General features: G+C 54.3%; 12 protein-coding genes and 1 pseudogene. 9 read left to right on the top strand and 4 right to left on the bottom strand.

The genetic code is table 11. The annotated features are described in order from the left end of the window. Positions 1 to 36: 36 nt before the first annotated feature. From yihS to yihU, 3 genes are read right to left on the bottom strand one after another with little or no spacing between them, the layout of a single operon-like run. Positions 37 to 1,278, bottom strand: coding sequence for a sulfoquinovose isomerase (gene yihS, locus JY391_RS21710; protein ID WP_211935007.1), 1,242 nt, complete (start codon positions 1,276 to 1,278; stop codon positions 37 to 39). A 12-nt stretch (positions 1,279 to 1,290) separates the two neighbouring features. Continuing rightward, positions 1,291 to 2,169 (bottom strand): sulfofructosephosphate aldolase, encoded by an 879-nt coding sequence (gene yihT, locus JY391_RS21705; RefSeq protein WP_211935006.1) that lies wholly within the window; start codon positions 2,167 to 2,169, stop codon positions 1,291 to 1,293. Positions 2,170 to 2,197: 28 nt separating this feature from the next. Further along, positions 2,198 to 3,079 (bottom strand): sulfolactaldehyde 3-reductase, encoded by an 882-nt coding sequence (gene yihU / locus JY391_RS21700; protein WP_211935005.1) that lies wholly within the window; start codon positions 3,077 to 3,079, stop codon positions 2,198 to 2,200. A 166-nt stretch (positions 3,080 to 3,245) separates the two neighbouring features. Here yihU and JY391_RS21695 point away from each other — a divergent pair, with 166 nt between their 5' ends. From JY391_RS21695 to fabY, 7 genes are all read left to right on the top strand, one after another. Next, a complete protein-coding gene (locus tag JY391_RS21695; RefSeq protein ID WP_200035885.1) occupies positions 3,246 to 4,142 on the top strand; it encodes a sugar kinase in 897 nt (298 codons plus the stop codon). Between the two features lie 33 nt (positions 4,143 to 4,175). After that, positions 4,176 to 4,979, top strand: coding sequence for a DeoR/GlpR family DNA-binding transcription regulator (locus JY391_RS21690; RefSeq protein WP_211935004.1), 804 nt, complete (start codon positions 4,176 to 4,178; stop codon positions 4,977 to 4,979). Between the two features lie 436 nt (positions 4,980 to 5,415). Next, the gene (locus tag JY391_RS21685; protein ID WP_211935003.1) at positions 5,416 to 8,076 is read left to right on the top strand and encodes an autotransporter outer membrane beta-barrel domain-containing protein; all 2,661 of its coding nucleotides are present in this window, start codon (positions 5,416 to 5,418) and stop codon (positions 8,074 to 8,076) included. Positions 8,077 to 8,260: 184 nt separating this feature from the next. Further along, a complete protein-coding gene (gene yihX / locus JY391_RS21680) occupies positions 8,261 to 8,860 on the top strand; it encodes a glucose-1-phosphatase (RefSeq protein WP_042292451.1) in 600 nt (199 codons plus the stop codon). Beyond that, a complete protein-coding gene (locus tag JY391_RS21675; protein WP_042292454.1) occupies positions 8,854 to 9,726 on the top strand; it encodes a virulence factor BrkB family protein in 873 nt (290 codons plus the stop codon). Before yihX ends, JY391_RS21675 begins: the two co-directional genes overlap by 7 nt. Further along, complete coding sequence (dtd, locus tag JY391_RS21670) at positions 9,723 to 10,160, top strand: D-aminoacyl-tRNA deacylase (RefSeq protein ID WP_042292457.1); 438 nt, start codon at positions 9,723 to 9,725, stop codon at positions 10,158 to 10,160. Before JY391_RS21675 ends, dtd begins: the two co-directional genes overlap by 4 nt. A gap of 44 nt (positions 10,161 to 10,204) precedes the next feature. Next, the gene (fabY, locus tag JY391_RS21665) at positions 10,205 to 11,146 is read left to right on the top strand and encodes a fatty acid biosynthesis protein FabY (RefSeq protein ID WP_042292459.1); all 942 of its coding nucleotides are present in this window, start codon (positions 10,205 to 10,207) and stop codon (positions 11,144 to 11,146) included. On the opposite strand, the gene JY391_RS21660 is transcribed toward fabY, so the two are convergent. Continuing rightward, positions 11,116 to 12,063 (bottom strand): alpha/beta hydrolase, encoded by a 948-nt coding sequence (locus JY391_RS21660; RefSeq protein WP_060570981.1) that lies wholly within the window; start codon positions 12,061 to 12,063, stop codon positions 11,116 to 11,118. The genes fabY and JY391_RS21660 overlap by 31 nt on opposite strands. Before the next feature lie 199 nt (positions 12,064 to 12,262). Here JY391_RS21660 and JY391_RS21655 point away from each other — a divergent pair, with 199 nt between their 5' ends. Then, positions 12,263 to 12,511 (top strand): ribbon-helix-helix domain-containing protein, encoded by a 249-nt coding sequence (locus JY391_RS21655; RefSeq protein WP_060570982.1) that lies wholly within the window; start codon positions 12,263 to 12,265, stop codon positions 12,509 to 12,511. Next, positions 12,511 to 12,880, top strand: a pseudogene (locus JY391_RS21650) (type II toxin-antitoxin system VapC family toxin). Before JY391_RS21655 ends, JY391_RS21650 begins: the two are co-directional and overlap by 1 nt. The last annotated feature ends 24 nt before the right edge of the window (positions 12,881 to 12,904 follow it).

The raw sequence follows: 12,904 nt of genomic DNA, 5'->3' as shown, positions 1-12,904 counted from the left end.
ATTTGACCTATGACTGACCATCCAGCCAGCGCCTCACTAACGGGCATTTACGTCCAGCAGACCAGCAGCCACCGCGGGCGCTAGCCCTGGCGCTAACGGCAGGCGTGGGATCACCAGGCAGTGCAGCAGATGGTAAATATCTTGTTTGCCGTCCCAGACTTTGGTCGTCACTTCGTTATTGGTATCCAGCTCCTGCCACCAGGAACCGTTCTCGTAGTCCATCAGGTATTTAATGCAGTAATCCCACCACTTCTGATACCAGGCCTCATACTGGCTGTCGCCGGTGAGGGTATAGAGGGCGTAAGCGGTGCCCATTGCTTCGACAATCGGCCAACGCACGCGCTCGCGCACGATCGGCGTGCCGTCCCAGTCCACCGAGTAGACAAAACCTTCTGCGCCATCCGGCGCCCAGGCGTCGCGGATAGTGGCGTGGAACAGCCCTTTGGCGTCTTCCAGCAGCCAGGCGGGGGGCGTTTCAAAGCGTGCTTCCAGCGCGGCATGCAGATGTAACATCAGCCGCCCCCACTCAATCCAATGGCCGGGCGTACCGCCGTAGGCGCGAAAACGGTGCGCTGGATTGTCTTTGTTGTAATCGCGGATAGGATTCCACTGAGCGTCAAAATGCTCATTGACCCGGTACTCACCTTTACGCGCGACGTCGTGAATAATCACCGACGCGATACGCACCGCACGGTCAAGCCATTTACGGTCATGTGTGACGTCATAGACGATCAGGAAGGCTTCGACGGCATGCATATTGGCGTTACCGCCGCGGTAATCTTCGGTTTTGCTGAAGGCTTCGTCCCAGGATTCAAGGCACATCTGCTCTTCTTCGCTCCAGAAGTATTTTTCAATGGTTTCAATGGCATCATCGAGTAACTTTCTGGCTTCCGGATGGCCAGTGGTGACCGCGCTGGCGGCACCGAGCAGGACAAAGAAATGCTGGTAACCCTGTTTGGAAGCATCCATCACTCCCTGATCATTAACGCAGGCGTACCAGCCGCCATATTTTTTATCCCGCAGTGCGCCATTGAGCGCTTTAATCCCATGATCAACGAGATCGTAAGCCCCCGGTCTGCCCATCGCGGCGGCGACAGAATAAACGTGCAGCATACGAGCGGTGATCCACAAATGGGTCCCCATCTCTTCTTTTACCTGGCCTTTATTACCCAGCCAGCCGAAGCCGGTTGGCACCGCTGCATTTTTACCAAAATCAAAGATGCGATCCGTTTCTTGCTCCAGCCAGCGGTTGTGGCTTAAGGTGTTAAACCATTTCATCTGTCAGTCCTCTTAGCGACGGTGCGCCATCATTTCGTCGACGATTTCGCCTAATCGCTGCAGTTTCGGTACAGAGATGTCGCGTAACATCATGGTGGTATCCGGCAGCCCAATCACTGACGACCAGACCGCGCGGCCAGCCAGGAAGCCGGATGCGCCAGCGCGCATCGCCACACTGACCGCCCGTGGGAATAACTTTTCATCCACGCCGGAGGAGAGAATCACCCACGGCATCGCGATGTGCTCATTCAACCGCTGGGAGGCCGACAGCAGTTCCTGCTGTGAACCTTTGCCGTACAGCGGCATTTCGACTTTGTAGAGGTCGGCGCCGCTGTCGCCCAGCTCTTTCGCGGCGTCGATGATGGCCTGCTCGCGATCGAATTTATCGCCGCGACGCGGTGGGCGAACAACGGGTTCGATAATGCTCAACAGGCCGTTGCTGTGGCATAGCGTGTTGAATTCTTTCACCATATCCAGACGTTGCTGGGCGTCTTCATCACTGCGCCACAGCACCAGCAGCTTCAGCGCTTTTGCGCCATCCTGCTTCACGGCCTGAGGGTTAATGCTTTTATCGATTGTCACGCTGTCGACGGGAATGCCGTTACCCGGAATAAACGCATCGGCGGCGACGATCATCGCGCAGCTTTTGGCGACCGCGTTTTGTTCCACCACCTGGCGGTAACAGAACTGCTCATCCAGCAGAATCGCCGAGGCATACGGCGACAGTATTTTTGCCGCGTTGACTTTGAAGTCGGTCAGATGCTGATCCGTCACCGGCGTCGGCGCGCCTGCGGCGGCAAACATCAGGCGCATTGCTTCGCGCTGATCAACCGCCAGCATGGCAAAACCGCCGGAAGGTCGGGTGATATCTTTCAGGGTGTACGTCGTCATTCTTCAGTCCTTTTGCGTATCAAAATGGTTATTTCAGTCCGGCAGAAGTGCGAACCTGTTCGAGAATCGCTGTCCAGTCTTCGCGGCCGCGGCCAGCCGCCCGCGCCTGGTTATAAACCTCACGGGAGGCGGCGCCGAGCGGCATCGGGACGTGCAGGTGGTTGGCGACATCCAGCGCGATGCCCAGATCCTTATGTGCCAGATCGATCATGAAGGCCGGGGAAAGATCCCCTTTCAGCACCTTGTTCGGCCAGGAGGTTGTGAAATGGCCTTTCCCGGCGGGGGTCCCGCTCATGACTTTCAGGGCCACCTCAAAAGAGAGACCGAGTGCTTCACAGAGCACAGCGGCTTCGGCGGACAGGGCGTTGAGCGCAATGCTCATGTAGTTGTTGATGAGCTTCACGCGGATACCCATGCCCGGCCCTCCGGCATTAATCAGCTCGTTACCCATTGCCATCAGCAACGGCATGGCCCGTTCTATCTGTTCCGCGGTGCCGCCCGCCAGCAGAAGCAGCGTGCCGGCCACGGCGTGTTCGGAGGTACGGCCAACGGGCACGTCCATCATTTCGAACCCTCTGGCGCGCATGCCGGCAATCAGGCTATCGGTCTGTAAGGGATGAATGGTCGACATATCAATCACCAGCGCCTGCGGCGACAGGGCTTCGCAAACGCCCTGTGCGCCAAACAGCACGCTGCGCACCAGATCGCCATTCGGCAGCATGGTGATAACAAACTCAGCGCCTTCCACGGCCTGCGCCGGACTGCTGGCTGGCTGGGCGCCTTTTTCCACCAGGCGCTGTACGGCGTCCGGATTGACGTCGAAGACGCTGAGTTGGTGACCCTGCTTCAACAGGTTGCTCGCCATCGGCGAACCCATTTGCCCTAATCCGATAAATGCTACTGCTGCCATAACGTCCTCCTGAGACGTGGATGTCATTTTTTGTCATTCATTGCCGCTTGTTTTGTCTGTTTTTGATCGTATTTGTAATTTATGGTCAAAAAATTGACAGCCGTCACTTTTTAAACATTTTGTGAAATTAAAATAAATCCCATCCCGAACTGCTTAAGGAACGACCATGATTCGCATTGCTTGTGTAGGAATTACCGTGATGGATCGCATCTATTACGTAGAAGCGTTACCGACAGAAGGAGGTAAATATGTGGCAAATCGCTATACGGAAGTGGGCGGCGGGCCTGCTGCGACTGCCGCAGTGGCTGCGGCGAGGCTGGGCGCGCAGGTGGACTTTATTGGCCGTGTGGGCGATGACGCCACCGGAAACACCCTGCTGGCGGAACTGGAGTCCCTGGGGGTGAACACGCGCTATACCCGGCGCTACGCGGGGGCGAAGTCATCCCAGTCGGCGATTACCGTCGACGCCAAAGGGGAGCGGATTATTGTCAACTTTCCCAGTCCGGATTTACCGCCAGACGCCGACTGGCTCAGGGAAATCGACTTTTCGCAGTGGGACGTGGTACTGGCCGACGTTCGCTGGCATGAAGGCGCAAAACAGGCCTTCACACTAGCGCGCGAGGCGGGCGTCATAACGGTGCTGGATGGCGATGTCACGCCGCAAAACATTAGCGAGCTGGTGGCAATGTGCGATCACGCAGCGTTCTCTGAACCGGGACTGACGCGTTTAGCGGGGACAGAAAATGTCATTGATGCGCTAAGATACGCACAAACGATCACAAATGGTCATGTGTATGTGACTCGCGGCAGCGAGGGGTGCAGTTGGCTCGACAAGGACCAGCTACGGCATCAGCCCGGCTTCGCCGTTGAGGTTGTCGATACCACTGGCGCGGGCGACGTTTTTCACGGCGCGCTGGCGTTTAGCCTGGCTTGCGGTGAGGCGCAACCAGAGGCGGTCAGATTCGCCAGTGGCGTGGCCGCGCTGAAGTGTACCCGACCCGGTGGACGCGCCGGGATCCCCGACTGTGATCAAACCCGCTCTTTTCTGTCACTTTTTGTATAAAATTGCAGGGCAATGGTTTTTCGAGGAAATTTCATGAGTCTTACTGAACTGACCGGCAATCCCCGTCACGATCAGCTGCTCGCGCTCATTGGGGAGCGCGGATATATGAACATTGATGAGCTGGCGGATTTGCTGGAGGTCTCAACCCAGACGGTGCGTCGCGATATCCGAAAATTAAGCGAGCAGGGGCTGATCACTCGTCATCACGGCGGTGCGGGGCGCGCATCAAGCGTCGTCAATACGGCATTTGAGCAGCGTGAGGTCTCGTGGACGCAGGAGAAAAAAGCCATTGCGGAAGCGGTGGCTGACTATATCCCGGACGGTTCCACCGTGTTTATCACCATCGGCACCACCGTCGAGCAGGTCGCACGGGCATTATTGAACCACAACCATCTGCGCATTATCACCAACAGTCTGCGCGTCGCCCATATTCTCTACAACAATCCGCGATTTGAAGTGATGGTGCCTGGCGGAACGCTGCGTCCGCACAACAGCGGGATTATCGGACCTTCCGCGACAGCCTTTGTCGCCGGATTTCGCGCCGACTATCTGGTCACCAGCGTCGGGGCGATAGAGGGTGATGGCGCGTTGTTGGAGTTTGATGTCAACGAGGCCAGCGTGGTAAAAACCATGATGGCGCACTCACGGCACATTCTCCTCGCCGCCGACCATACCAAATACCATGCTTCTGCCGCGGTAGAAATTGGTAATGTTTCGCAGGTAACAGCCTTGTTTACCGATGAACTGCCCGGACCCGCCCTGCATAATTTGCTTACCTCCCAGCAGATCGAAATCGTTCAGGCGAGCCCCGGTCAGGACGATGCCGTGAATGCCTGACAGCACTTTTCATATCAACCGCCGATGCTGGCGGTTTTTTTATCACAAAAATAAAAAATAGATAAACATCCTGGCATTAAATATAAAACTCCGAAAGGTTTTGTTTCCCATTAAAACGTATTGTTTAATCTCGTGATCTGTAAGCCATTTTAAACGAAATTAAAATTTTCTTTGTTTAAAAAAAAGAATTCCCAGGAATATTGATAATAAACATAGCGCATGCTCATCGATCTGTTTGTCGCCCCGTTTTCACCCCGTTGACAGCATGAATGGTTGATCGTATTAATTCCGCAAAAGGGGGCGTTAATATTCTAAAGGTAAGTGAATCTTTAATTGTATAAAGATGAACAGACCCGCTTTGCCTTTTAGTGAATTTATTCAACCGCGTCTTTGATGCTCTTATCCGAATGATAAGCAGTACGGAAAAGGTATTCCTATGAAAACGAGAAATTTGAAATGCAAACCACCGTCACCGGCGAAGCTCGCGCTCTGTATTGCCAGCGCGTTAGCACTCGGGGGCGTCAGTGGGCAGGTCGTTGCGGCAGGCTGCAGTCACACCAGTACAGCACAATTCTTTTGCGACGATACGACGATTTACTATTACAGTAACCCGCTTAATGCAACAAACGGTCGTGACTATACAACTTTCGATGAAACCTTAATTAATACCAGTCAGAACGGTACTACTGCGCCTTTACAGGGATGGGGCGTTTATATTGATAACACAGGCTATAAATTTAAAAACCTGTTGATTAATACTACCGGTAGTGAAGCGGATGGCATTCATTCGAAAAACGCCGGGGGACGGCTGGAAGCAGAAAATATCACGATCACCACTACCGGAACCAGTTCTGATGGTATTAACCTCGGGCGAGAACTTAACAGCGCTTCTTCTGTTGTCGATGTGAGCGGAAATGTTTCCGTCGATGCGGAAAGAGGTATGGGCTTACGCGTTAACTCCTCAGCAACAAATGCCAACGGTAAATCTTCACTGATTATTCACGGTAATGCTAATGTGGTTACGCGCGGCACCGGTGGAATGAACTCTGGTTACGGTATTTATGCCGGTAAAGACCCTGCTCACCTGTTTGGTTTGCCCGCTGGCACTGCAGGCGTAACAATAAACGGTCTGGCAACGGTGTCGACATCCGGTAGTACCGCCCATGCGGTTTATACGGGGCGTAAAGGAGAGATAAATCTCAATAACGCTGACCTTTCTACTAGCGGCTCTGGCGCACACGGTATTTATGCCAACGCCAGCGCAGACTATTCGACGGTGAACCTCGGCGGCGATACCAAAATTCGTATTGCTAACAGCAACGCTTACGCCATGTATGCCTATCAGAGTATGTCTGTAATTCGCTCCTGGGATGCGGCAACCGATGCGGCCAGCTCTGGCGTCTATGATATCGAAGGCAACTTGTATGCGCGTTCCGGCGGTATTATTGATCTGACAATGGATGATGGCAGCTTGTTTGTTGGTAAGGCCAACTCTTCTCAGCAGGAAAGTCTGGCGTCTTATCACGCGACCCTAAATATGAATTTGCGAGGGGCGAGCAGCGAATGGAAGATGACCGAAAGCTCTGTGATGACTAACCTGACGCTGGATCAGGCGACGCTGCGCTACAGCCCTGACGGCGTATCCCGCGACGATCAGTCCACCTTCAAGACCCTGACCGTGATGGGTAACTATATTGGTACTAACGCGTTGCTGGTACTGAACACGGTTCTGGAAGGCGACAGTTCATTTACCGATAAGCTGATTGTACAGGGCGATACCTCCGGCAATACCAACGTCGGCATTAACAACATTGGCGGCATGGGCGAGCTGACCGTTGACGGTATCAAAATCGTTGAGGTCGCAGGGAACTCTGACGGTACCTTCACCAAAGCCGGACGTATTGTCGCGGGCGCGTATGACTACGATGTGGTGAAAAAAGCCAGTGACTGGTATCTGACCAGTGAGCTGACGCCTGTGGATCCGCCGGAAGAACCGGATCCCGATCCGGTCGATCCGCCAGAGCCTCCGACACCGCCAGACCCGGTCGATCCGGTTGACCCTCCTGAGCCGCCGGAGCCTCCAACACCACCGACGCCGCCTGCGCCTGAACCCACGCCGGTTGAGCACCAGTATCGTCCGGAATTTGGCAGCTATCTGGCGAACAATTACGCAGCCAACACGATGTTTATCACCCGACTGCACGACCGTCTGGGTGAGACGCAGTACACCGACGTGCTGACCGGAGAAGAAAAAGTCACCAGTATGTGGATGCGCAACGAGGGCGGTCATACTCGCTTCGACGACGCCAGCGGGCAGTTGAAAACCACGGCAAACCGCTACGTCCTGCAAATTGGCGGCGACCTGGCGCAATGGAGCAGTGACGGCCTTGATCGCTGGCATCTCGGCGCGATGGCGGGCTATGCCAACCAGAAAAGCAAAACCCGTAATAGCCAGACAGGCTATGCCTCTCGCGGTTCCGTAGACGGTTATAGCGTTGGCCTGTACGCCACCTGGTATGCGAACGAAGCCGATAAAACCGGCACCTACCTGGACAGCTGGGTATTGTACAACTGGTTCGATAACACCGTTCGCGGTGACCATCTGGCCAGCGAAAGCTACAAATCCGACGGTATCACGGCGTCTGTGGAAGGCGGTTACAGCTTCCTGGTCGGTGAAAGTGAGAACGCAACTTACTGGATCCAGCCGAAAGCCCAGGTTATCTGGATGGATGTGCAGGCAGACACCCACCGTGAAAATAACGGAACGGTTGTCAAAGATAAAACTGACGGCAATCTGATGACCCGTCTTGGCGTTCGCGCTTACCTGAAAGGGCACGCGGAAAAAGACGCCGGTAAAGGGCGTGAGTTCCAGCCGTTCGTAGAGGCAAACTGGATCCACAATACCAATAACCAGGCCGTGCAGATGGGCTCCATCACGGATGAAATCAGCGGCACGCGCAATATTGGCGAACTAAAAGTGGGTGTGGAAGGGCAGGTGACGCCACGACTGCAGGTCTGGGGTAACGTTGCGCAGCAGGTGGGCGACAACAGCTACAGCGATACCTCCGCGATGCTTGGCGTTAAGTACACTTTCTGATACGACAGGCTGCCATAAATCGTTGTAAAGATTGAAACCACAGGCCCGATAATCGGGTGATGTCACCAGAGGCGATGCTGAAAATGCATCGCCTTTTTTTTCGCTGATCTTCCCGGTCAGACGGATAGTCAAACTTCGCCTTTCCCGCTACAGTTATTCATCCACGGCGAGTAAGGAGATGAACATGCTCTATATCTTTGATTTAGGTAATGTGATTGTCGATATCGACTTCAACCGCGTGTTAGGGGCATGGAGTGATTTGAGCCGTGTACCGCTGGCGTCATTAAAGCAAAGTTTTACGATGGGAGACGTCTTCCACCAGCATGAGCGCGGAGAAATCACTGACGAAGCGTTTGCCGAAGCGCTGTGTCAGGAGATGGAACTGTCGCTGAGCTATGAGCAATTTTCTCACGGCTGGCAAGCGGTGTTTGTCGCGCTGCGGCCTGAGGTGATCGACATCATGCATAAACTGCGTGAGCAGGGACATCGCGTGGTTGTTCTGTCGAACACTAACCGTCTGCATACCACGTTCTGGCCGGAAGAGTACCCTGAGATTCGCCAGGCGGCGGATCATATCTATCTTTCTCAGGATCTCGGTATGCGCAAGCCGGAAACGCGTATCTATCAGCACGTTCTCCAGCAGGAAGGATTTTCCGCGAGCGATGCGGTCTTTTTTGACGATAACGCCGATAATATAGAAGGGGCTAACCAGGTTGGGATGACCAGCATTCTGGTGACCGATAAATCCACCATTCCTGATTATTTCGCGACGCTGTTATGCTAAAAACCGCGCATCAAAAAGCCAGGCACCATACGCGTCCGATCCGGGCCTGGCTAAAGCTGCTCTGGCGGCGCATTGATGAAGACAATATGACGACGCTGGCAGGAAATCTCGCCTACGTCTCGTTGCTCTCTTTAGTGCCGTTGATCGCGGTTGTTTTTGCGCTGTTTGCCGCCTTTCCCATGTTTTCCGAAGTCAGCGTTCAGCTCCGGCACTTTGTTTTTGCCAACTTTATCCCCGCCACAGGCGATGTAATTCAGCGCTATATCGAACAGTTTGTGGCGAATTCCAACAAAATGACCGCCGTCGGGGCGTGTGGGCTGATCGTTACCGCGCTGCTGCTGATGTACGCCATCGACAGCGCCCTCAATACCATCTGGCGCAGCAAGCGTACGCGGCCAAAGGTCTATTCTTTTGCCGTGTACTGGATGATCCTGACGCTCGGGCCGCTACTGGCCGGGGCGAGTCTTGCCATCAGTTCATATTTACTTTCATTGCGCTGGGCAAGCGATCTCAATTCGGTGATTGATGATGTCCTGCGCATTTTCCCGCTGATCCTTTCCTGGCTCTCTTTCTGGTTGCTTTACAGTATTGTGCCGACTACGCGCGTACCCAATCGTGATGCCGTTGTCGGCGCATTTGTCGCTGCGGTGCTGTTCGAAGCAGGAAAGAAAGGTTTCGCGCTTTATATCACCATGTTTCCGTCTTATCAGCTCATTTATGGCGTGCTGGCGGTGATCCCGATTTTATTTGTCTGGGTATACTGGACCTGGTGTATCGTCTTGCTTGGCGCGGAAATAACTGTCACTCTCGGGGAATACCGCAAACTCAAACAAGCCGCAGAACAAGAAGAAGCAGACCAACCATGATTGCACTCATTCAGCGCGTAACCCGTGCCAGCGTCACCGTGGAGGGAGAGGTAACGGGTGAAATTGGCAACGGACTTTTAATCTTATTAGGTGTCGAAAAGGATGACGACGAGCAGAAAGCGAATCGCTTATGCGAGCGCGTACTGGGTTACCGTATTTTTAGCGATGCTGACGGCAAGATGAACTTAAACGTGCAGCAGGCGGGCGGAAGCGTGCTGGTGGTATCGCAGTTTACGCTGGCGGCCGATACGGAACGCGGCATGCGTCCCGGGTTCTCCAAAGGGGCAACGCCGGAACGTGCTGAGGCGCTGTACGATTATTTCGTCGGGCGCTGCCGCCAGCAGGAAATGAACACGCAAACCGGACGCTTCGCTGCGGATATGCAGGTTGCGCTGGTCAACGATGGTCCCGTGACGTTCTGGCTTCAGGTATGAATCAGCTTCCGGCGTGGCCGCGGGTAACAAGAGAGAGTACAGCTATGTATCACCTTCGTGTACCGCAAACAGAAGAAGAATTAGAGCGTTACTATCAGTTTCGCTGGGAAATGCTGCGTAAACCGCTGCATCAGCCAAAAGGTTCCGAACGTGACGCCTGGGACGCGATGGCGCATCACCAGATGGTCGTGGATGAAGACGGTAACCTGGTTGCCGTGGGACGGTTGTACATTAATGCCGATAACGAAGCCTCTATCCGCTTTATGGCCGTTGATCCCGCAGTACAGGAAAAAGGACTGGGGACGCTGATGGCGATGACGCTGGAGTCGGTGGCGCGTCAGGAGGGCGTTAAGCGAGTGACCTGTAGCGCTCGCGAGGACGCGGTCGACTTCTTCGCCAAGCTGGGCTTTGTGAATCAGGGCGAAATTACCACGCCGCAAACCACGCCGGTACGCCATTTTTTGATGATTAAGCCTGTCGCTTCGCTCGACGACATATTGCATCGCGGCGACTGGTGCGGACAGTTACAGCAGGCCTGGTATGAACATATCCCGCTAAGCGAGAAAATGGGCGTACGTATTCAGCAGTACACCGGGCAAAAATTCATTACCACCATGCCGGAGACGGGCAATCAAAACCCGCACCACACGCTGTTCGCCGGAAGTCTGTTTTCGCTGGCGACACTCACCGGTTGGGGGCTTATCTGGCTGATGCTGCGTGAGCGCCACCTCGGCGGCACCATTATTCTTGCCGACGCCCATATTCGCTACAGCAAGCCCATCAGCGGCAGACCCAGCGCGGTAGCCGATCTCGGCTCACTGAGCGGCGATCTCGACCGACTGGCGCGAGGTAAAAAAGCGCGCGTCCAGCTGCAGGTCGAACTGTTGGGCGATGAAACAACCGGCGCGATATTTGAAGGCATTTATATCGTCCTGCCCGCAAAGCCCTTCGGTCCCTATGAAGAAGGCGGGAACGAGGAGGAGTAGGCTGCCTTCTGCTGTCCAATGCGCCAGGCGATATCCTGCATTGCGCTGCGCGCGGCCTGGCTTACTCCGCCAAGCTGGAAGAATCCATGAATAACGCCGAGGTAACGCTGGCAGGTGCAATCTACGCCCTGTGCCGTAAGGCGGTCATACAGCGCTTCGTCTTCATCGCACAGTGGATCGTACTCTGCGCTAATAATGTGAGTGGGCGGCAGGCCATTGAAATCCTCTCTCCACAAAGGGCTGGCTTCGGGGTGCTGGCGGTCGGTGTGTGATAAATACATCTCATAGCCGGTAAGTAATGTGTCACGCGTGATGAGGTAATCCAGCCCATTGCGGGTATAGCTTTCAAAATGCGCCGTGGCGTCGAGCATAGGGTAAATGAGTAACAACTGCGCAGGCAGCCAGCGTTTCGCCGCTTTCAGGCGCATCGCGGTTACCAGCGCCAACTGCCCACCCGCGCTGTCTCCGGCAAGCGTAATGCGCTGTCGGTCGATGCCAAATCGCTCGTGGTAGGTCCAGACAAGATTTGCCCCTTTTTCAGCATCGTCATGCGCCGCCGGGAAAGTATGCTCTGGCGCGAGACGGTACTGGACGGCGATTACCCGGCAGTTGCTGCGGTAAGCCAACTGGCGTAGTTGCTTATCGTGGGTGGCAAATCCTCCGCTGACAAAACAGCCGCCGTGATAATAGATCACACAGGGCAGCGCGCCTGATGCGTGACGGGGAGAAACCACCCGAAACGTTATTTCTTCGAGTACACACACTTCCACTTCGACACGACTTTCCGTGTCGCCAGCGAGCACCGTACTGGCGACATAGCCCGCCCTCCTGTCATCAATACGCTGACCGCGAACAGAGGGGCGTCCCGCGGCGATAAAGTCTCCAACCAACTTTGCAATGCCCTTTTCCAGCGCCATATTTCTCACCCTTTATCTGTATGAATACACAGTGTTATAGCCTGGATAGCGGCGAAATAAAATGACGAATTTTACCGTGATAGCGATTCTGGAAAGCGCCTCGCAAAAGTGAAAGTCACGTCTGAAAGCGCTTTTTTCCCTGCCGCCACGGGTATATGTTGTGCGAAAAATAGCTGCAAACGATATGCCGGAGAGATATATGAGTATGATGGTTGGAATGGTTATGGGCAGGGTTTTACTCGACCTGCCAGACGATGTGATCAAGCGTCTTGATGATCTCAAAAAGCAGCGCAACCTACCGCGTGCTGAGCTATTACGCGAAGCAGTAGAACAATACCTTGAAAGACAAGGTCTGGCAGAAAATACCCTTTCTAACGCGTCAGGACTGTGGCAGGGCTGCGAAGAAGACGGTATCGAATACGAAAGGAAATTGCGCGAGGAATGGTGATGCAGCAAGGGTCTGTATTATTTGATACCCATAGATCGATTTGTTTAGCGGTCGTCGTGAGGCGAAACAGGCGCTTGAAACGTATCCCCCACAAAATGCGATTAGCCTTATCACATGGATGGAAGTAATAATCGGTGCGAAGAAATATCATCAGGAAAACCGCACGCGTATAGCTTTAAGCGTCTTCAACGTGATTGGCGTTACACAGGATATCGCAGAACGCAGCGTCAGCCTGAGGCAGGAGTATGGTATGAAACTGCCGAACGCGATCATCCTGGCAACCGCCCAAATCCATCGCTGTCAGCTTGTGACGCGTAATACAAAAGACTTTGCCGGGATACCGGGGTGATCACGCCATATCACTTGTAGACCGGACGACGGGGGCCATCCGGT

Source organism: Citrobacter sedlakii, assembly GCF_018128425.1.
In the GTDB taxonomy this organism is placed as follows: Bacteria; Pseudomonadota; Gammaproteobacteria; order Enterobacterales; family Enterobacteriaceae; genus Citrobacter_A; species Citrobacter_A sedlakii.
This window is presented reverse-complemented; position numbering and strand designations above follow the sequence as displayed.

Excerpts from the sequence above, each read along its gene's own strand:
- yihS (WP_211935007.1), bottom strand. The coding sequence starts at position 1,278 with ATGAAATGGTTTAACACCTTAAGCCACAACCGCTGGCTGGAGCAAGAA.
- yihT (WP_211935006.1), bottom strand. The coding sequence starts at position 2,169 with ATGACGACGTACACCCTGAAAGATATCACCCGACCTTCCGGCGGTTTT.
- yihU (WP_211935005.1), bottom strand. The coding sequence starts at position 3,079 with ATGGCAGCAGTAGCATTTATCGGATTAGGGCAAATGGGTTCGCCGATG.
- JY391_RS21695 (WP_200035885.1), top strand. The coding sequence starts at position 3,246 with ATGATTCGCATTGCTTGTGTAGGAATTACCGTGATGGATCGCATCTAT.
- JY391_RS21690 (WP_211935004.1), top strand. The coding sequence starts at position 4,176 with ATGAGTCTTACTGAACTGACCGGCAATCCCCGTCACGATCAGCTGCTC.
- JY391_RS21685 (WP_211935003.1), top strand. The coding sequence starts at position 5,416 with ATGAAAACGAGAAATTTGAAATGCAAACCACCGTCACCGGCGAAGCTC.
- yihX (WP_042292451.1), top strand. The coding sequence starts at position 8,261 with ATGCTCTATATCTTTGATTTAGGTAATGTGATTGTCGATATCGACTTC.
- JY391_RS21675 (WP_042292454.1), top strand. The coding sequence starts at position 8,854 with ATGCTAAAAACCGCGCATCAAAAAGCCAGGCACCATACGCGTCCGATC.
- dtd (WP_042292457.1), top strand. The coding sequence starts at position 9,723 with ATGATTGCACTCATTCAGCGCGTAACCCGTGCCAGCGTCACCGTGGAG.
- fabY (WP_042292459.1), top strand. The coding sequence starts at position 10,205 with ATGTATCACCTTCGTGTACCGCAAACAGAAGAAGAATTAGAGCGTTAC.
- JY391_RS21660 (WP_060570981.1), bottom strand. The coding sequence starts at position 12,063 with ATGGCGCTGGAAAAGGGCATTGCAAAGTTGGTTGGAGACTTTATCGCC.
- JY391_RS21655 (WP_060570982.1), top strand. The coding sequence starts at position 12,263 with ATGAGTATGATGGTTGGAATGGTTATGGGCAGGGTTTTACTCGACCTG.